Origin of the sequence: Salipiger sp. HF18, from assembly GCF_011806505.1 — a bacterium.
Taxonomy (GTDB): domain Bacteria; phylum Pseudomonadota; class Alphaproteobacteria; order Rhodobacterales; family Rhodobacteraceae; genus Salipiger; species Salipiger thiooxidans.
In genome coordinates, this window is the sequence record NZ_JAATOS010000016.1 from 1 (window position 1) to 18,109 (window position 18,109).

Genomic DNA, 18,109 nt, shown 5'->3' on the forward strand with positions numbered 1-18,109 from the left:
CGCATTCTCAGGCGTGATCAGCTCGGAGGCGATGATGAACTCGCCGCTCATCGGTGCCGCGCCGGTGACGCCGACCACGGTCATCTCGATGGCGGTCGAGATCATCGAAGGCGGATAGGTGACGTCGACCGGCACGGTGCTGTCGCCGCTGCGGATCCGGTCGACCATTTCCTTCATGCCGGCGCCACCGACAACGATCATCTCGCCCGTCCGCCCGGCCTGCTCGATGGCGGCCAGCGCGCCCACGGCCATGTCGTCGTCCGCCGCCCAGACCGCATCGATCTCGGGGAAGCGCGACAGCCAGTCCTGCATCAGCGTGAAGGCGGTGTCGCGGTTCCAGTTGCCGTGATCCATCGCCAGAACCTCGATGCCCGAGCCGTCGAGCGCGGCCTCGAAGCCCTCGACCCGCTCGTTGTCCACCGTCGAGGGGATGCCGCGCATGGCCACGACCTTGGCGCCCTCGTCGAGTGTGTCGGCGAAATACTGACCCGCCGTGCGCCCGAAGCTGTCGTTGTCACCGGCGACGTAGAGCGTCTCGATGCCCTCGACGGCGAGCCCGCGGTCCACCACGGTTACCCAGGTGCCGCTGTCGGCAATGCGCTGGATCGGGCCGGTGAGCGGCTCGGATTCGAACGGCAGCACGACCAGGGCGTCGATGCCGCGGGTGGCCACCATGTCCTCGAGGTCAGAGACCTGCGTGGCGCTGTCGGGTGTCGTGGCAAGCACGAACTCGTGCTCGGGGTAGACCTCCTTCAGCCGTTCGATGGTGCGCTCGGCGTGGAAATTCAGCGCTCCGGCCCAGCCGTGCGTGGCGGCGGGGATCGAGACGCCGATGGTCTCGGCCAGCGCCATGCCCGACATCGGCCCGACAAGGGCGCCGACCAGCGCGGTGGTTGCGATCAGGGTCTTCGTCATCTGGTGTTCCTCCCAAAGAAAGACGACATGGGTGTCAGTGGCCGCTCAGCGCTCGGTGGCTCCCTTGCGCTGCAGGACCACGGCAAGAATGATCACGGCCCCCTGGATGGCTCCGTTGAGGTAGGGGCTCACGAAATCGGTCAGGTTGAGGATGTTGCCGATCAGGCTGAGGATCAGGACGCCGACGACGGTGCCCCAGACCCGGCCGAAACCGCCCTTCAGCAGCGTGCCGCCGATGATCACCGCGGCGATCGCCTCGAGCTCCCACAATAGGCCGGTCGAGGCAGAGGCCGAACCGAGGCGCGGCACGTACATGACCACGGCGAAGCCGACCAGCAGGCCGAGCAGCACATAGGTGGCGAGCCGCACCTTCAGCACCGAAATCGACGAGTAGCGCGCGACCTTCTCGTTCGAGCCGATGGCGGCGCAGTGGCGGCCGAAGGCGGTATGGCGCATGACGATCTCGCCCAGCACCGCCACCACCACGAAGGCGATGATCGGCCAGCTTATGCCGGCGATGCCGCCGTAATAGACCGGGCGGTAGAGCTCGCGCATTTCGAAGCCGAGCGACAGGGTGCCGCCATCCGCGAGCCAGGTGATCAGCGAGCGGTAGATGCCCATGGTGCCGAGCGTGACGATGAAGGCCTCGATGCCGACGCGGGTGATCAGGATGCCGTTGATGAAGCCCGCGACCAGCCCGGCCAACAGCGCCAGCGCGATGCCGATGAGGATCACCGGAAGCGTGACGCCCATGCTCTCGGTGAGCAGGTTCATCACCAGGATCATCAGCCCCGCCACGAAGGCGGCCATCGAGCCCACCGACAGGTCGAGCCCGCCGGCGGTGATCACGAAGGTCATGCCAACCGCGATGATGCCGATGAAGGCCGAGCGCGCCAGGACATTGGTGATGTTGGCATAACTCAGGAAGTTCGAATTCAGCGCCATGCCGATCAGCAGAAGCGCGATCAGCGCAAGGATCGGACCGATCACCTGCAGGTCGATCCTGCGGCCCGGACGCCCGGTGGATTTCTGTGTCGTGGCCATGGTCATGCAGCCGCCTCTTCGCTGGTCTCTTCAAGGCCCATCGCCAGCCGGACGATGGCCCCCTCGTTCACGTCGTCGCCCTCGAGCCCGCCGACGATGCGGCCCGCGTGCATCACCAGCACCCGCGAGGCGAGCCCGATCAGTTCGGGCATCTCGGAGGAGATCACGATGATCGCGTGCCCTGCCGCGGCCAGCCCCGAGATGAGCGTGTAGATCTGCTGCTTGGTGCCGATGTCGATGCCGCGCGTGGGCTCGTCGATCAGGATCACCTGCGGATCGCTGAGCAGGGTCTTCGCCAGAAGCAGCTTCTGCTGGTTGCCCCCCGACAGGTTGCCGACCGGCATGTCGCGCTCCGGCGCGCGGATGGCGAAATCGGCGATGGCCTTGTCGAGCGCCGCCTCCTCGGCCTTGCGGTCGATCAGCACGGCGCCGAAACGGTCCAGCAGCGGCAGCGTGAGGTTCTCGCGCAGCCCCTTTTCGAGCAGCAGCCCGGCGCCCTTGCGATCCTCGGTCAGGTAGACGAGGCCGCGTTCCATGGCCGTCTTCACCTGTCCTGCGGGAAGCGTCTCGCCCATCAGCCGGACCCGACCGCTGCGGGGGCGCAGTCCGGCGATGGCCTCGGCCAGCTCGGTGCGACCGGCGCCGACAAGGCCGCCGATGCCCAGCACCTCGCCGCGACGGAGCGTCAGACTGGCGGTCTCGATGAGGCCCGGGACGGACAGCCCCTCGACCTCGAGCATCACCTCGTCCTGCGGCACCGCCTTGGCGGGGTAGAGGTCGGAGAGCTCGCGCCCCACCATGGCGGCGGCCATCTCGTCCTCGGTGATCTCGGACACCGGCGCCGAGCGCACCATCGCCCCGTCGCGCAGCACCGTCACCCGGTCGCAGATGCGCTTAACCTCCGAGAGCTTGTGCGAGGTATAAAGGATCGCCACGCCCTGCGCGCGCAGCCGGTCGATCTGGCGGAACAGGATCTCGCAGTCGCGCTCGGTCAGCACGGCCGTGGGCTCGTCCATGATCAGCACCCGCAGATCGCGCGAGAGCGCCTTGGCGATCTCGACCATCTGCTTGGTCGGCACCGAAAGGCCCGACACCCTGGCCGAAGGGTCGACCGGGCATTCGAGCTGCGCCAGCAGCTCTGCGGTGCGCGCCCGCATCGCCTTGTGGTCGAGTCGCCAGCTGCGCTTGATCTCGCGCCCGAGAAAGACGTTCTGATCGACGCCAAGGTGTTCGGCGAGGTTGAATTCCTGGTGGATCATCACGATCCCCCGTGCCTCGGCCTCGTCGGAGCTGGCGAAGGTTACCGGCGCGCCCTGCCAGCGGATGTCGCCGTCGCTCGCGTCGATGTAGCCGCCGAGGATTTTCATCGTGGTCGACTTGCCCGCGCCGTTCTCGCCGATCAGAGCGTGGATCTCGCCCGGGCGCAGCTCGAAATCGACGCCGTGCAGCACCTCGATGGGACCGAAGGACTTGCTCACGCCGTTGAGGGACAGGATCGGATCAGCCATGGCCGGTCTCCACCCAGGCGCTGTCCGCCCTGGCCGACAGGATGCAGGCGTCGATGAACTCGAGCCCCTCTATGCCGTCGCGGATGCCCGGCAGCAGGGTCTCGTGCGGCGTGCCCGCCTGATGGGCGCGGATCGCGTCGGCAGCTTCGGCGTAGATATTGGCGAACCCCTCGAGATAGCCCTCCGGGTGGCCCGGCGGCACGCGGCTGCCCGCCATGGTCGCGGCCCCGCGCCGCAGCTTCTGCGCAGGCGCGCCAAAAGGCGTGAACCACAGCGTCTCGGGCGCCTCGTGCAGCCATTCGATCCCGGCCCTTTCGCCGTAGATCCGCAGCCGCAGCGCGTTCTCGGTGCCCGAGGCAACCTGGCTGCACCAGAACGAGCCCTTCGCGCCCGAGGCGTAGCGCAGCATGATCTGCGCGTTGTCGTCCACCGCCCGGCCGGGCACGAAGCTGGTGAGATCGGCGGCCAGCCGGTCGGGAGCCATGCCCGTCACGAAGCGCGCCAGCTGGTAGGCATGGGTGCCGATGTCTCCGATCGAGCCCCCTGCCCCGGCCTTCGCGGGATCGCCACGCCAGCTTGCCTGCTTGCTGTCCGAAGGCTCGGTCAGCCAATCCTGCGCGTATTCCACCTGCACGAGCCGCAGCGGGCCAAGGTCGCCGCGCGCCACCATCTCGCGCGCCAGCCGCAGCTGCGGATAGGCCGAGTAGTTGTGGGTCAGCACGAAAAGCGCATCCGAGGCCTTGGCGATCTGTGCCAGGGCGCGGGCGTCCTCGAGCGTCGAGGTCATCGGCTTGTCGCAGATGACGTGGATCCCGGCCTCGAGAAACGCGCGGGCGGCGGGGAAATGCACGTGGTTGGGCGTGCAGATCGACACCGCCTCGATGCCGTCGGGCCGGGCGGCCTCGGCCCGGGCCATCTCGACGAAGTCGTCGTAGGTGCGGTCAGAGGCGATGCCGCAGGCGGCCGCGCTCTCGGCGTTGCGTTCGGGCGTGGTTGAAAGCGCCCCCGCGACCAGCGCGAAGCGGTTGTCGAGCCGGGCTGCGATGCGGTGGACCTCGCCGATCATGGCGCCCTTGCCGCCGCCAACCATGCCGAGCCGGATGGGCGTGTGGGTCATGACGCCCGGCTCCCCAGTCCCAGCATCCGCAGGTTCGCCGCCTGATCGCTGCCCGCCGAAGCGAAATCGTCGAAGGCGTGCTCGGTCACGCGGATGATGTGGTCCTTGACGAACTGCGCCCCCTCGCGGGCCCCGTCCTCGGGGTGCTTGAGCGCGCATTCCCATTCCACGACCGCCCAGCCGTCGAAATCCATCGCCGTGAGCTTGGCGAAGATCGCCTTGAAATCCACCTGCCCGTCGCCGGGGCTGCGGAAGCGCCCTGCCCGGTCCACCCAGGACTGGAAGCCGCCATAGACCCCCTGACGCCCGTCGGGGCGGAACTCGGCGTCCTTGACGTGGAACATGCCGATGCGCTCGGCATAGATGTCGAGATGCGCGATGTAGTCGAGCTGCTGCAGCACGTAATGGCTGGGATCATAGAGCATCATCGCCGCCGGGTGCTGGTCGACGCGGTCGAGGAACATCTCGAAGCTCGCGCCGTCGTGCAGGTCCTCGCCGGGGTGGATCTCGTAGCAGATCTTCACGCCCTTCTCCGCCGCGTGGTCGAGGATCGGGCGCCAGCGTTTGGCCAGCTCGTCGAAGGCCGCCTCGACCAGCCCCGCGGGCCGCTGCGGCCACGGGTAGAGATAGGGCCACGCCAGGGCGCCCGAGAACGCCGCCATCCGGTCAATGCCGAGATTGGCCGAGGCGTCGATGGTCTTGAGAACCTGCTCCACCGCCCAGGCCTGCCGCGCGGCGGGATTGCCGTGCAGCGAGGCCGGGGCAAAGCCGTCGAAAGCGAGATCATAGGCGGGATGCACGGCCACGAGCTGGCCCTGGATATGCGCCGAAAGCTCGGTGATCTCGACGCCGTTCGCGGCGGCGGTGCCGCGCAGCGTGTCACAGTAGTCCTTCGAGCCGGCCGCCAGATCGAGGTCCATCAGCGACGCCTCGCCGGTGGGCACCTGCACGCCGAGATAGCCGCAGGAGGCCGCCCAGCGGGTGATGCCCTCGAAGCTGTCGAAGGGCGGCTTGCCGCCCACGAACTGCGCAAGGAACAGGCCGGGGCCCTTCAATGTCCGCATATGTCCTCCCGTTGGGCCGATTGTAGATGAAATCGATTTCATTATCTCTGGCACAGGATGAAAAGGTTTTCAACAGGAGTTTCGCAGCCTATTCTGCCGCATCGACACAAGGAGAGACCGCCCCGTGAAAGACCCGGTTGCCACACCCCGAATCCATGATGTGGCGAGGCTCGCGGGGGTCTCTCCCGCCACCGTCAGCCGGGTGCTGTCCAATCCCTCGATCGTGTCGGAGCGCACCCGCGCGGCGGTCGAGAAGGCGGTGGAAGAGACCGGTTACACCATCAACCTGACAGCCCGGAACCTGCGGCAGCAGCAGGTCGGGGCGGTGCTGGCTCTGGTGCCGAACCTTGCCAACCCGTTCTTCTCAGAGATCCTCGCCGGCATTTCCGAGACCCTGCGCGCCGAGGGGCTGAGCCTGCTCGTGCTCGACACGCGCCAGACCGATCCCGGCGCTGCCGGGCGCGGTCTGCAGGCCTACCTCAACCGCTCGCGCGCGGATGGGGTGATCGTGCTGGACGGCAGCCTCGACCGGAGCCTTTTCGAACACGCCGCCTGTCCGCCGGTGGTGCAGGCCTGCGAATGGATCGACGGGCTGCACGGGCCGAGGGTGCTGGCCGACAACCAGACCGGGGCCCGGCTGGCGGTCGAGCATCTTCTGGCCCTCGGCCACCGGCGCATCCTGCATCTGACCGGCCCGGCGTCGAACTCGCTGTCGGTGTCCCGTGCGGCCGGTGTCGCGGAGGCACTTGAGGCCGCAGGCCTGCCCCCCGCCCCCTGCATCGAGGGCGCGTTCTCGCTCGGCTCGGGCCACGCCGCCAGCGCCGGGGTGCTCTCCCTGCCGGAACGACCGACTGCCGTCTTTTGCGACAACGACGAGATGGCCATTGGCCTGATGGCAGGGCTTCGGGCCGCGAAGATCCGCACACCAGAGGACATTTCGATCGTCGGCTTCGACAACATCGAGATGTCGGCCTACGTGAGCGTGCCCCTGACCACGGTCCGGCAGAAGCGCGCGCATCTCGGCCGCCGCGCCGCCGAGATGTTGCTGGCGCATCGTGAGGCGCCCTCGCCGGACACCGAGATCATCCTGCCGGTCGAACTGGTGATCCGCGACAGCACCGCGGCGCTACGCAAGGACTGACCCCGCCGCCCGGACGGCAGCGAGGATGGCGCTCAGGGATCAGCTCCGGGATCACTCCGCCCCGCCGCTTTCGCCGGATGAACGCACCTCGCGCAGTCCGCCGCGAACATCGGCAAGGAACATCGGCAAAAGCTTGCACCGATGGGGACTAATGCTCTATAAAGTATGGGTTTCACCCACCTTCAGGATCGGCAAGAATGCTGGAAACGCCGGGCCGGATCGAACCCTGCTTCTTCGAGGAGCACATCCCTGCCACGCTGGCCGATCTCTCGATCGACATCCAGCGCGAAGCCACTCTGCTGGGACAGGGGCTGCATCCCGACAGCGCAGCCGAGCTCGCGGATCTCGTGCGGGTGATGAACTGCTACTACTCCAACCTGATCGAGGGCCACAACACGCGGCCGCGCGACATCGAGCGCGCGCTCGCCGGTGCCGAGCTCGAGGAGGAGACGCGCCCCCTGGCGCTTGAGGCGCGCGCGCATGTGATCGTACAGCGCGAAATCGACGAGATGCACCGGGCCGGCACCCTGCCGCGGCCGACGTCGGTCGACTTCCTGATCTGGGTGCACAAGACCTTCTACGACGAGATGCCGGACGAGTTCCGGGTGATCGAACTGCCGGACGGCAGCCAGGAGCCCATCGTGCCCGGCCGCCTGCGGCAGGAGGGCGACAAGGAGGTGGCCGTCGGACGGCACCTGCCGCCGTCCTCGTCGCGGGTTGCGGCCTTCATGGAGCATTTCGACAAGCGCTTCCAGATCGCCGCCCGGTCCTCGAGCGGCAGGATCATCGCCATCGCCTCGGCGCATCACCGGCTGAACTACATCCACCCGTTCCCCGACGGCAACGGGCGGGTCAGCCGCCTGATGTCGCACGCCATGGCGCTGACCGCGGGGATCGGCGGGCATGGGCTGTGGTCGGTGTCGCGCGGGCTGGCGCGGGGGCTCTCGGACCCGGGCGAATACAAGCGGATGATGGACCTTGCCGACAGCCCGCGGCGCGGCGACCGGGACGGGCGCGGCAATCTCTCCGAGGCCGCGCTGAAGACCTTCTGCGACTGGTTTCTCGAGGTCACGCTCGACCAGATCACCTTCTCGGCCAGGCTCTTCGACCTCGGGGGGCTTGAGCGGCGCTACCGGCGGCTCGTCGAGGACACGGTCGAGGACAAGCGCGCACCCGAGCTGATCTCGGCGGTGCTGCGGCACGGGGCGCTCGAGCGGGGCGAGGCGCAGATGGTGCTCAAGACCTCGGAGCGCACGGCGCGCAACACGCTGAGCAAGCTCACCGCGGCGGGATTCCTGAAATCCGCCTCGCCGAAGACCCCGGTGCGGCTGGCCTTCCCGTTGGATTACCGCGAGCGGCTCTTTCCCAACCTCTTTGCCTACGGCGACCTGCCGGGATAAGCGCACGGCCCACGCGGCCGCGCATGGATCAGAAATAGGCGGGGTAACGGGCGCGGATGTCCTCGGCGCGCTCCAGCGTGCCCGAGAGGTGTTCGCGCACGACCGCCTCGCCACCCTCCGGATCGCCCGCGCGGATGGCGGCGGCGATGCGGCGGTGGCAATCCACGACCGAGGCGGACTTGCCCGGACCCGGCAGGTTCAGGTTGCGCAGCCGGTCGATGTGGCCCGAGCGTGCGGTCACCAGATCCCAGAGCGTCTCGACCCCGAGCAGGCTGTGCATGCGCCGGTGCAACGCGCGGTCGAGGTTCGAGAACGCCTCGACGTCATCATCCGCCAGCGCCCGCTCCTGACGGCGGATCAGCAGGTCAGTTTCGTCCACGAAGCTCCGGTCGGGCGCGAGCGCGAGCCGCCGGACCACCTCGAGCTCGAGCGACAGGCGCAGGAACTGGGTCTCCTGCGCGTGGCCGATGTAGATGCGCGAGACCTCGGTCTTGGACTGCGGGAAGATCTCGAGCAGCCCCTCGTCGGCGAGCCGCTGCATGGCCTCGCGCACCGGGGTCTGGCTGACGCCATAGGTTTCGGACACCTCGGCGCGGGACAGCGGCTGGCCCGGCGCCAGTTCGAGCGCGAGGATTCGCGCCCGCAGCGCCTCGTGCACCTGCTGGCTTGCCGAAACGCGCCGAACCTGCCCCTGCGGGAGCATATCTCGCGGGGGCGCGATCTTTGCAGGGCGCTTTGGCGTCGTCTTATTCATTGAAAACACGCATCTTTCCGGCATGGGCATCACGCTGCCCGGCGCCTCGTCCATTCCCGCGGTGGATTCCGGCCACCAGCGCATGTCCGCGGATTGCGGGCGGCGCATCGTCGACATGGTGTGGGAGAACGTGATGCCCGACCGGATCATCACCGCCAGCGCCTGCCGCAACGCCGCCGGGGCGCCATGGCGACCGGCTGCTCGACCAACGCCGTGGTGCACCTCATCGCCATGGACCGCCGCGCCGGCCATGACCTGACCCTCGACGATCTCGACGCGCTCGGCCGCGTCACCCCGCTGATCGCCAACGTGCGGCCCGCGGGCAAGGACGACCTGATGGAGGATTTCTACCACGCCGGCGGCCTCCGGGCACTGATGAAACAGATCGAGGACCGGCTCGACACCTCGTGCCTGACGGTCACCGACCGCACGCTGGGTGAAAACCTCGATGGCGCCGAGGTCTGCAACGACGACGTGATCCGGCCGCTCTCGAACCCGGTCTACAAGGAGGGCTCGCTGGCGGTGCTGCGTGGCAACCTCTGCCCCGACGGCGCGGTGATCAAGCCCGCCGCCTGCGATCCGCGCTTCAACCTCCACGAGGGCCCGGCGCTGGTCTTCGACAGATACCCCGAGATGAAGGCGGCGGTGGATGACGAGGATCTCGACGTCACCCCCGACACCGTGATGGTGTTGCGCAATGCCGGTCCCCGGGGCGGGCCGGGACGCCGATCATCGGGCTCTACCCCTGCACCAAGGACGAGAACCAGAAGAAGTTCGAAGCCTGGCGCGAGAAGACCGGGCGCTGAGCGCGCCACGTCCGTCGGGACGGGTGACCTCTCCCGGCAGCGGGGTCCGATCCGTGTCCGGGGCGCCGCTCAGACCGGCTGCCAGCGCCAAGCCTCGGGCACCGGGCCGTTGCGGTAGTCGACGTCGCAGGGGCTGCGCGTCTCGTCGAGCAGCAGCGCCTTCACGATGGCCGGGATCAGCGCCGCCCCCACCGCGCGGCCGAGGCACTCGTGCACCCCGTAGCCGAAGGTGAAGGTGTCCTGAAGCCGCCGCCTAGGGTCGAAGGTCTCGGGCGCGGAGACTGCCGTCGGGTCGAACATCGCGGAATGCGTCACCGCCAGCACCATGGCGCCCCTGGGGATCGCCGTCTCGTGGTCGGTGCCCCGGGCAAGCGCGGTGTCGTCCTCGGCGATGCGGAAGAAATAGGGGAAGGCCGGCCGGAAGCGCAGCGCCTCGAAGACGAAACCGTCGAAGGCCCGCTCATCCCCCGAGCGTGCCGCCGCGCGGGCGGCCTCCAGCCGGGCCGGATCCTCGCAGATCACCCGGGCCGCGTTCACCGCCGCGTGAGAGGTGGTCTCGACCGCCCCGATCAGCAGCCCGCCCGCGTTGAGCACCGCAAGCTCGGCGTTGAACTCAAGCACCCCGGCCCGTGCCATCACGATGAGCCGAGAGATCATGTCGGTCGGCGCCCCGCCCGCCTGCAACTGGCCGCCCTTCTTCTGGAAAAGCCCCACCAGATAGCCCCGCATCTCGTCGTTCGAGGCCTCGCGGCTGGTCACGATCTCGTCCGCCGTGGCGAAGGCCGGCGCATCGAAAGGCTGGTTCCAGAACGCATCCATCTGGTTCCAGTAGGACCATTTCAGCAGCGCCTCGGGGTCGGCGTCCTCGAAGCCGAACCAGTGCTGGACGAAGGCGATGGGCACGCCGCGCGTGAGCGTCCTCACCGCGTCCACCGCGTCGCAGCTTTCGCCGAGAAGTCGCGCCGCCTCGGCCTCGGCCCAGGCGCGCATCTCGGGGATGCGCTCGCGGTCGAGCAGCGCGCGCATGATCGACTTCTCGCGCCAGTGCCGGGCGGTGTCGTCCTGCGCCATCCAGTAGCTGCCCTGCTTCGGCGCATAGGGCGCGACGCTGTAGAGGTCGTGCCGGGCAAGGATGTCGACGCAGTCCGAATGCCGGGTCACCAGCGTCAGCTCGGGCAGGACCAGCACCGGGCGATGGGCCCGCAGCTCGGCATAAAGCGGCAGCGGCTCCGTCTTCATCCAGTCGCGCAGCTGCGGCCAGCGCGCGCCCTCGGGCAGGGTTTCGATCTTCGCGAGATAGCTCATGGCGCGGCTCACTTCGTCTTGAGGTATTCGATGATCGCCATGCGCTGGTCGTGCGACAGGCCCTCGGGCGGGAAGGCGTGGCCCTGGTTGCCGTTGCCACGCAGCGAGGTGTCGAAGCGGAAACGGCCGGGCACGTCGCCGGACTGGTAGCCGAGGCGCATGAGGTCGAGCTCGTGCCCGCCGGTCCAGAACACCGCGCGCCGCTCCTCGGGCGGGGAGAGCAGCTCGTAGACCGTGGGCACCGAGCCGTTGTGCAGGTAGGGGCCCGTGGCCCAGATCCCCGCCAGCGGCCCGGCCTTGAGCCGGTCCGGATGCTCGGGCCCGTCGGGCACCAGGTTGCCGGCCTCGTCGAGATGGAAGCGGAAGCCGTGCAGCGCGAGCTGCTCCTCCTCGGTCTTGCCCGCGTCGGTCATCGAGCGATGCAGCACCGCCTGCACCGTGCCGCCGAAGAACCTGATGGCGGGCACCAGCGGCGCGCCGTCGAAAAGCGCGGAGGTGACCGGGTTGGTGAAGATCATCCGCCCGAGCAGGTTCTCGACGTAGGCCGGATCGGTGCCGACGGCCCTATAGCCCACCGGCGTGATCTTGATGAAGGTCTTGCCCATGATGTTCGCGGCAGGATCGGTACGGTCATAGGGATACATCCCGTGACAGCCCTTGCAGTTTGCCTCGAACAGCGTCTCGCCCTCCGTCACCAGCGCCTGGTCGAGCGCCCCCATGACCTCTTCGTCCCACTTGGGCGGGGCGAGATCCTTGAGCCATTCCTCGAGTGCGGCGAGGTCGTCGAGCCGGATCGTCGAGGCAAAGGCATCGGCCCCCGCATCGGCGCGCAGGTTGCCGTGGCCGAAGACCCCCAGCACCTGCCCGCCATTGCGCGCGATGGGGCTCGCCGCGATCGGGTTCCACTGCACGAACTCGAGGTGCGGCGTGAGCCAGAGCGCCGGGTAGCTCGTGGGCGAGGCGACCGGGTAAAGGTTGGCGGAGATCATCTGATCCCGCACCGCCAGCGCGTTGACGATCTGGGTCAGCGCATCGACCCGCCCGGGCCCCGAGGGCAGCACGGGCCGCCGCAACTGCGCGTCACCGCCAAGCTGGGCGGCGAAACCGGTGAACTGCCCGCCAAGCTGCTGGACCTCGGCGGGGTCGGTCTTCCCGAGCGCGGCGGCGAGCCGCTCGAACCGTCCCGGCACCCCCAGCGGGGCGGGACGCGAGAGCTGCACCGAGAGGTTGAGCGCGGCGTAGAAGGTGTCGAAGTCGAGATGCGACGGCGCCCCCTCGATCCGCAGCGTGCGGCCCTCGACGGTGGCGTCGGCGGTGTGGCAGGCGGCACAGGTCAGCCCGACCTGCTGGGTCTGCGGATCGAGCGCGAAGCCCACCGGCAGCTTGCGCGGGTTCACCTCGGAGGCGGCATCGGCGGGCAGGAACCCGAAGCTTGCGAGATACTCGGGGTCGGAAAACGGCCCCTGCCCGTCGGCACGTTCGAGCGCGAGGAAGAACGGCGCCGGGATCATCTGCGACCCCTGTGGCGCATGGTAGAAGAGCTCGCGGATTTCCGCAGACCAGCCCTGGTCGGCCGTGGGGTCTATCGGAGGATCTTCCGCGGCAGCCACGCCGCCCGCGATGCAGAAAGTTGCAAGAATGCCGGACATCAATCGCATGGGACCACCTATGAGAAAGCGTGACTCAATGGGTTCGTCTATCAACTTTAAGATGCTAAGCCGTGATGAGGCTCGCTGTCCAGCATTCCCGCGCGGGTCCGACGGGATAGCAGAGATCCCAAGTTCGCCGGTCCCGACGCCGCGGGATCCCGAACCTGGCGGCACGTCCTCCGATCGTTGCGCCCTGTGGCTGGTTTTGCTCCGCCGTTGACACCAGTTTCGATTTCGTCTCTCTCGAGGCCTTTCCAGTGCTGGGCGAAACCGGCGCCTTCGGGACCACCGCGCGGCATCTCGCGCTGTCGCAATCGGCGCTCATGCGGCGCATTCTCAAGCTCGAAGATACGCTTGGCCTCCGGCTCTTCGACCGGACGACAGACTCGCTTCGCCCGACACTGGCCGGGGCGCCATGGGGGAACAGCGCGATCAGCCCCACGGCGCAGCAGGCGCCCGCCAGAACGGCGGCCAGCAGCGGCGAAAGCGCCTCGAAGCGGATCGGCGGGCCGGGCAGCGGCGATGCCACGGCAATCCCCGGCACGGCGGCGCCGGTGCGCAGGTAAAGCGCGGTCCGCGCCGGACGCGGGACAGCCGGAAGAACGGCAGGCTGACCAGCACGAAGAGCACGCTCGCCGAAGATCTTGCCCAGCGTCGTCATCTCAGGCGTGAGGCCAAGGCGTTCCTGCGCGGCATGGACGAGGGCCGCCGCGCTTCGCGGGGTGCGGGCGCGTCAGATGCCTTCAGCAGAAGCCAACTCGGCAGCGAGGGTGTCGGAGTGGACGCTCATCACGCCACCCGCTTCGCTGGCAGAAGGGCGTCGAACCCGTCGTCCGGCTGCCCCGCGACCATCTGGGCAAGCAGGGCGCCGGTGGTCGGCCCGAGGGTAAAGCCCTGATGGCCGTGGCCGAAGTTCATCCAGAGCCTCGCATGACGCGGCGCGGGCCCCACGAGCGGCAGCATGTCGGGCAGGCAGGGCCGCGCACCGGACCATTGCGGCTCATCCATCCGGGCCCCGATCTCGATCAGGTCGGAAATACCCGCCTTGCCGCGCTCGAGCTGGCGCGTGTCGGGGGCGCTCCGCGCGGCGATTTGCCTTTTGTCATCGCTTATAATGGTCACGGATAGGTTTTCCGGTCAAAAAACACGCAGAATTTTCCGGCGACAGCCCGGCCGAGTTGGCTTTGCATTCATAGCACATCGTTCAATTGGAAATACGACACGCTTGGCCACACGCCGGTCCCGGAAACCCTTGAACCTGATGAATGGGTGAGGGCGCGAGATCGGCGAGTGGAGCGACCCAACGCTTGCCGTCGGTGCCCGGCGGCAGCACGAAGCGATCCTGCCCGCCATCGTCGTGGCGCAGCAGAGAAATGCCCTCGGGCCCGACCGAGGGCAGGGCCGCCGCCCGGAAGAGCTTCAGCCGGACCGAGCCCGTGGCGAGCCCGATCTGCCGCATCGCCGCGATGCTGTCCCTGGGCTGGCACGGATCCGGGCCCTCAGGCTGGTCGAGAAGCGCGTATTCCCTCGGCAGTTGGCCGGCCTCACGCAACCGCTTGATCTCGGCATTGGCGTCGCGCGCGTAGGCGTCGAGCAGGGCGCGCGCCTCGTCGCCATGTGCGGCGTGGTTCTTCCGAGCCAGCGCCTCACCCCCGGCGCGGCGGGCGAAGCGGTCGCCGGGCAGCGCCTCCGGTCCGGCCCATTCGGCCACCCGGCCATACGCGCGGCGCCCGGTGAGGTCCATCTGGATCAGCCGGTCGCGGACATGCACGCAGCCGAGCCCCTCCCACGCGGCGGCATCGCTCTTGGCCCGGATGTGCGGGATGCCGACAGACTCGCGCCAGATCTCGAAGGCGGGGGCATGGAGGGCGGACATGGGCGGAGGCTCCGTGTCTTCCGGGACGCCCGGGAATTCGGCAGCGTACCGGAATGCGGACAGTTCCTGCCGAACTTACGCGCGCGCCCCATGCCCGCGCCACCTATCAGAGTTGACAGGTCGCCCTCGGGCCCCCGCTTATGAAGACTGGACAGCGCAAGATCGGGACCAATCGGATCACCAGATGCACGACACCATAGAGTCCATCCGCAACCGCCTGTCCGAGGGCAGCCATCTCGGGCAGCGGGTCGATGCCGCCTTCCGCCAGATGCAGGGCGTCGGCTTCGACGGGATGATCTATGACTACACGCCGATGGTCAGCGGCCCTGGCGCCGACGTGCCGATCCCCTCGGTCTTCGAGCAACGCAACCTCGGCGACGAGATGCGTCAGCACTGGTCCGAGGACGAGTACATCCGCCTCGACCCGGTGCAGCGGGTGGCGATGCGCAGCGCGGCGCCGTTCTGCTGGAGCTACGATTCCGACATCGACAGCATCATCCGCCCGATGCTGACCCCTGACATCGAGCCGGTCATGTCCTACCTGCGCGAGCGCGAGGTGTTTTCCGGGGTGACGGTGCCGATCCACCTGCCCAACGGCGATTTCGCCACGGTGACCGGGGTAAGCCTCGGGCGTCGGCAGAACTGGTCAGGCGGCACCTCGCGCGCCATCGCCGACCTGTCGCTCATCGCGCATCTCTTCAACCAGTCGGCGGTCGAGCTGCTGGGCTTCGACCACGAGGACGGCACGCAGGAGGTCCGGCTGACCCCGCGCGAGCGCGAATGCCTGACCTATGCCTCCCTCGGGAACTCCGCCAAGGAGACCGCCCGGATCATCGACCGCTCGGTGCCGACCGTGGTCATGCACCTCAACGCCGCGATGCGGAAGCTCGGCGCCCGCAACCGCACCCACGCGGTGACCATCGCCACGCGGCGGCGCCTGATCTGCCCCCCCTCCACCCGGATACCTCATTTCTGAGAGCTAGGCCGCGCCGTCCCGCGCCGGGTAGCGTTGTCCCCGAACGACCAGAAGGGACAGGGACATGGCGTCGGAGACCATATCGGTGCGCGAAGGCTTTGCCGAATTCGGAGAGTGGAAGACCTGGTATCGGGTGACGGGCGATCTCGACGCGGGGCCGCTGCCGCTGGTGGTGGCCCATGGGGGGCCGGGCTGCACCCATTCCTACGTCGACAGTTTCAAGGACCTCGCCGCCCTCGATGGCCGGGCGGTGATCCACTACGACCAGCTCGGCTGCGGCGCCTCGACCCGGCTGCCCGAGAAGGGCGCCGAGTTCTGGACGGTAGAGCTGTTCCTCGCAGAACTCGACAACCTGCTGAAGACGCTGGGCATCGCCGACCGCTACGCCTATCTTGGCCAGTCCTGGGGCGGGATGCTGGGCTCGGAGCACGCGGTTCGGCGGCCCGAGGGTCTCAAGGCGCTGGTGATCGCGGACTCGCCCGCTTCGATGAAAACCTGGGTGGCCGAAGCCAACTGCCTGCGCAAGGCGCTGCCCGGCGGCATCCACGAGACGCTGCTCAAGCACGAGCAGGCCGGCACCATGGACGACCCCGAGTACCTCGCGGCGACGGATGTCTTCTACCGCGCGCACGTCTGCCGCTGTGACCCGTGGCCCGCCGAGGTTCAGCGCACCTTCGATGCCATGGCCGAGGATCCCACCGTCTATGGGGCGATGAACGGCCCGACCGAGTTCCACGTCATCGGCACGCTCAAGGACTGGACCGTCGAGGAGCGGCTCTCGCAGATCGACGTTCCGACGCTGGTGATCTCGGGTCGCCACGACGAGGCCACGCCGCTGGTGGTGAAGCCCTTCGTCGAGAATATCCCCGACAACCGCTGGGTCGTCTTTGAGGAGTCCAGCCACATGCCCCACTACGAGGAGCGCGAAGCCTGCATGGCAGAGGTGAGCGCCTACCTGCGCAGCCGCGACGACGCCTGACCCTATCAGTTCCGATAGCTATCGCTACGCGCCGTTGGCGTTACCCTGCGGAACAGGACCGGTGCGCGCCGACACGGCGCTCCCGGTCGGCAACGGAGACAGACAATGACGCCCGAAGAGTACCTGGCCCACGATGCCGTGGGGCTTGCCGATCTCGTGCGGCGTGGCGAAACCACGCCCGACGACCTGCTCGACGCCGCCATGGCCGCGACCGCTGCGGTGAACGGCGCGCTGAACGTCGTGGTCTCGACCTTCGAGGACGCAGCCCGCGCCGCCATCCGGGCGGGCCTGCCGGCGGGTCCCTTCAGGGGCGTGCCCTTCCTGCTCAAGGACCTGACGGCCCATTACGCGGGCCAGCCCACCGGCTCGGCCTGGGGCCCGCGGCTGAACCGGCCCGCCGAGGCGGATACCGAGCTGGTGAAGCGCTACAAGGATGCGGGGCTGGTGATCTTCGGCAAAACCACCGTGCCCGAGCTCGCGATGGACTGGAGCACCGAGTCCCGCGCCCATGGCGCCTCGCACAACCCGTGGAACCCGGCCCACACCACCGGCACCTCGTCGGGCGGCAGCGCCGCGGCGGTGGCGGCGGGGATCGTGCCGATGGCGCATGGCAACGACGGCGGCGGCTCGATCCGGGTGCCGGCCTCGTGCTGCGGGGTCTTCGGCATGAAGCCCTCGCGCGGGCGCAACCCGGCGGCGCCCGACGGCGACCGCTGGATGGGAATGCTGTGCGAGCACGCGCTGACCTGGACCGTGCGCGACAGCGCGGCGCTGCTCGATGCCACCGCGGGCCCGCATCCGCACCAGTTCTACAACTCCCCCGTGGGCGGCAACTTCGCCGCCGAGGTAGGCCGGACGCCGGGCAAGCTGCGCATCGCCGTCTCGACCAGGGCGCCCTACGGCGCGCCGACCCACCCCGACTGCATCCGCGCCGTCGAGGCGCAGGTGAAGCTGCTCGAAGAGCTCGGCCACAGCTGTGAATGGCGCGACATAGACCTGCCCGAGAGCGGCTGGCGCGACTTCAACATGATGATCAACGCCGAGTACGCCACCGACATGGAGGTCGAGGAAAAGGTCCTCGGCCGTCCTGTCGGCCCAGGGGATTTCGCCCCGGTGATCTGGGACATCATCCAGCGCGGCCGCACCATCAAGGCCACCGACTACGCGCAGTGTCTCGCGGGGACGCACAAGGTGGCGCAGGCGGTGCTGTCGCTCTTCGACGACTACGACGTGTTCCTGTCGCCGACGCTGGCCAAACCGCCGGTGCGGCTCGGCAGCTTCGACCTGAGCGTCACGCCCGAGCAGCACTACACCAACTACCTCGCGTGGATGCCCTACACCCATCTCTTCAACATCTCGGGCTCGCCCGCGATGTCGGTGCCGGGGACGCACGATGCCGACGGGCTGCCCATCGGCTGCCAGTTCGCCGCCCGCCCCGCCGCCGAGGCGCTGCTCTTCCGCCTTGCCGGCCAGCTCGAGGCCGCACGGCCGTGGGCCGATAGCCGGCCTCCGATCCATTACGGCGCCTAGACGCCAGAACGACAGGCTCAGCCTGCAGCCCCTCCTCCAACAGGA

Annotated in this window: 16 protein-coding genes and 1 pseudogene; 7 read left to right on the top strand and 10 right to left on the bottom strand. The window is 68.6% G+C overall.

Annotated elements, in window-relative coordinates:
• The 5 genes from HC022_RS03685 to HC022_RS03705 all read right to left on the bottom strand — a co-directional run.
• Window positions 1–915, bottom strand: a 915-nt coding sequence (locus tag HC022_RS03685) for an ABC transporter substrate-binding protein (protein ID WP_167451382.1), incomplete at its 3' end; no start/stop codon positions are given.
• 45 nt (window positions 916–960) lie between these two features.
• A complete protein-coding gene (locus HC022_RS03690) occupies window positions 961–1,965 on the bottom strand; it encodes an ABC transporter permease (protein WP_167451383.1) in 1,005 nt (334 codons plus the stop codon).
• On the bottom strand, window positions 1,962–3,467 hold the full coding sequence (locus HC022_RS03695; RefSeq protein WP_167451384.1) for a sugar ABC transporter ATP-binding protein: 1,506 nt from the start codon (window positions 3,465–3,467) through the stop codon (window positions 1,962–1,964). The genes HC022_RS03690 and HC022_RS03695 overlap by 4 nt, the downstream gene beginning before the upstream one ends.
• The gene (locus HC022_RS03700) at window positions 3,460–4,584 is read right to left on the bottom strand and encodes a Gfo/Idh/MocA family protein (RefSeq protein ID WP_167451385.1); all 1,125 of its coding nucleotides are present in this window, start codon (window positions 4,582–4,584) and stop codon (window positions 3,460–3,462) included. The genes HC022_RS03695 and HC022_RS03700 overlap by 8 nt, the downstream gene beginning before the upstream one ends.
• Window positions 4,581–5,648: a sugar phosphate isomerase/epimerase gene (locus HC022_RS03705; protein ID WP_167451386.1), complete on the bottom strand. Its 1,068-nt coding sequence runs from the start codon at window positions 5,646–5,648 to the stop codon at window positions 4,581–4,583. The genes HC022_RS03700 and HC022_RS03705 overlap by 4 nt, the downstream gene beginning before the upstream one ends.
• Window positions 5,649–5,772: 124 nt before the next feature.
• On the opposite strand from HC022_RS03705, the gene HC022_RS03710 reads away from it, so the two are divergent.
• Window positions 5,773–6,789 (top strand): LacI family DNA-binding transcriptional regulator, encoded by a 1,017-nt coding sequence (locus tag HC022_RS03710; protein ID WP_167451387.1) that lies wholly within the window; start codon window positions 5,773–5,775, stop codon window positions 6,787–6,789.
• A gap of 197 nt (window positions 6,790–6,986) precedes the next feature.
• Complete coding sequence (locus HC022_RS03715; protein WP_167451388.1) at window positions 6,987–8,189, top strand: Fic family protein; 1,203 nt, start codon at window positions 6,987–6,989, stop codon at window positions 8,187–8,189.
• A gap of 28 nt (window positions 8,190–8,217) precedes the next feature.
• On the opposite strand, the gene HC022_RS03720 is transcribed toward HC022_RS03715, so the two are convergent.
• Window positions 8,218–8,943 (bottom strand): GntR family transcriptional regulator, encoded by a 726-nt coding sequence (locus HC022_RS03720; RefSeq protein WP_254884916.1) that lies wholly within the window; start codon window positions 8,941–8,943, stop codon window positions 8,218–8,220.
• A 22-nt stretch (window positions 8,944–8,965) separates the two neighbouring features.
• Between HC022_RS03720 and HC022_RS03725 the strand changes: the two are divergent.
• Window positions 8,966–9,666 (top strand): annotated as a pseudogene (locus HC022_RS03725) (dihydroxy-acid dehydratase); the annotation flags it as partial.
• Window positions 9,667–9,818: 152 nt separating this feature from the next.
• On the opposite strand, the gene HC022_RS03730 reads toward HC022_RS03725, so the two are convergent.
• Both HC022_RS03730 and HC022_RS03735 read right to left on the bottom strand, forming a co-directional pair.
• Window positions 9,819–11,054, bottom strand: coding sequence for a cytochrome P450 (locus tag HC022_RS03730; protein ID WP_167451389.1), 1,236 nt, complete (start codon window positions 11,052–11,054; stop codon window positions 9,819–9,821).
• A gap of 8 nt (window positions 11,055–11,062) precedes the next feature.
• The gene (locus HC022_RS03735; RefSeq protein ID WP_167451390.1) at window positions 11,063–12,712 is read right to left on the bottom strand and encodes a di-heme-cytochrome C peroxidase; all 1,650 of its coding nucleotides are present in this window, start codon (window positions 12,710–12,712) and stop codon (window positions 11,063–11,065) included.
• A gap of 173 nt (window positions 12,713–12,885) precedes the next feature.
• On the opposite strand from HC022_RS03735, the gene HC022_RS03740 reads away from it, so the two are divergent.
• Window positions 12,886–13,269 (top strand): LysR family transcriptional regulator, encoded by a 384-nt coding sequence (locus tag HC022_RS03740; protein ID WP_167451405.1) that lies wholly within the window; start codon window positions 12,886–12,888, stop codon window positions 13,267–13,269.
• 223 nt (window positions 13,270–13,492) lie between these two features.
• Here the strand turns inward: HC022_RS03740 and HC022_RS03745 are convergent, their stop codons facing one another.
• Together HC022_RS03745 and HC022_RS03750 are read right to left on the bottom strand one after the other, a co-directional pair.
• Window positions 13,493–13,825 (bottom strand): NAD(P)/FAD-dependent oxidoreductase, encoded by a 333-nt coding sequence (locus HC022_RS03745; protein WP_368484608.1) that lies wholly within the window; start codon window positions 13,823–13,825, stop codon window positions 13,493–13,495.
• An 82-nt stretch (window positions 13,826–13,907) separates the two neighbouring features.
• The gene (locus HC022_RS03750) at window positions 13,908–14,579 is read right to left on the bottom strand and encodes a penicillin acylase family protein (RefSeq protein WP_167451391.1); all 672 of its coding nucleotides are present in this window, start codon (window positions 14,577–14,579) and stop codon (window positions 13,908–13,910) included.
• A gap of 184 nt (window positions 14,580–14,763) precedes the next feature.
• Here HC022_RS03750 and HC022_RS03755 point away from each other — a divergent pair, with 184 nt between their 5' ends.
• From HC022_RS03755 to HC022_RS03765, 3 genes are all read left to right on the top strand, one after another.
• On the top strand, window positions 14,764–15,555 hold the full coding sequence (locus HC022_RS03755; RefSeq protein ID WP_167451392.1) for an autoinducer binding domain-containing protein: 792 nt from the start codon (window positions 14,764–14,766) through the stop codon (window positions 15,553–15,555).
• Between the two features lie 64 nt (window positions 15,556–15,619).
• The gene (locus HC022_RS03760; protein WP_167451393.1) at window positions 15,620–16,534 is read left to right on the top strand and encodes a proline iminopeptidase-family hydrolase; all 915 of its coding nucleotides are present in this window, start codon (window positions 15,620–15,622) and stop codon (window positions 16,532–16,534) included.
• Between the two features lie 105 nt (window positions 16,535–16,639).
• Entirely contained in the window at window positions 16,640–18,064 is a 1,425-nt protein-coding gene (locus tag HC022_RS03765) for an amidase (protein WP_167451394.1), read from the top strand.
• The last annotated feature ends 45 nt before the right edge of the window (window positions 18,065–18,109 follow it).

Bases quoted from the DNA above. Each gene is read 5' to 3' on its own strand.
- HC022_RS03755 (WP_167451392.1), top strand. From the start codon at position 14,764: ATGCACGACACCATAGAGTCCATCCGCAACCGCCTGTCCGAGGGCAGC.
- HC022_RS03735 (WP_167451390.1), bottom strand. From the start codon at position 12,712: ATGCGATTGATGTCCGGCATTCTTGCAACTTTCTGCATCGCGGGCGGC.
- HC022_RS03715 (WP_167451388.1), top strand. From the start codon at position 6,987: ATGCTGGAAACGCCGGGCCGGATCGAACCCTGCTTCTTCGAGGAGCAC.
- HC022_RS03760 (WP_167451393.1), top strand. From the start codon at position 15,620: ATGGCGTCGGAGACCATATCGGTGCGCGAAGGCTTTGCCGAATTCGGA.
- HC022_RS03700 (WP_167451385.1), bottom strand. From the start codon at position 4,584: ATGACCCACACGCCCATCCGGCTCGGCATGGTTGGCGGCGGCAAGGGC.
- HC022_RS03730 (WP_167451389.1), bottom strand. From the start codon at position 11,054: ATGAGCTATCTCGCGAAGATCGAAACCCTGCCCGAGGGCGCGCGCTGG.
- HC022_RS03690 (WP_167451383.1), bottom strand. From the start codon at position 1,965: ATGACCATGGCCACGACACAGAAATCCACCGGGCGTCCGGGCCGCAGG.
- HC022_RS03765 (WP_167451394.1), top strand. From the start codon at position 16,640: ATGACGCCCGAAGAGTACCTGGCCCACGATGCCGTGGGGCTTGCCGAT.
- HC022_RS03750 (WP_167451391.1), bottom strand. From the start codon at position 14,579: ATGTCCGCCCTCCATGCCCCCGCCTTCGAGATCTGGCGCGAGTCTGTC.
- HC022_RS03705 (WP_167451386.1), bottom strand. From the start codon at position 5,648: ATGCGGACATTGAAGGGCCCCGGCCTGTTCCTTGCGCAGTTCGTGGGC.
- HC022_RS03720 (WP_254884916.1), bottom strand. From the start codon at position 8,943: ATGAATAAGACGACGCCAAAGCGCCCTGCAAAGATCGCGCCCCCGCGA.
- HC022_RS03695 (WP_167451384.1), bottom strand. From the start codon at position 3,467: ATGGCTGATCCGATCCTGTCCCTCAACGGCGTGAGCAAGTCCTTCGGT.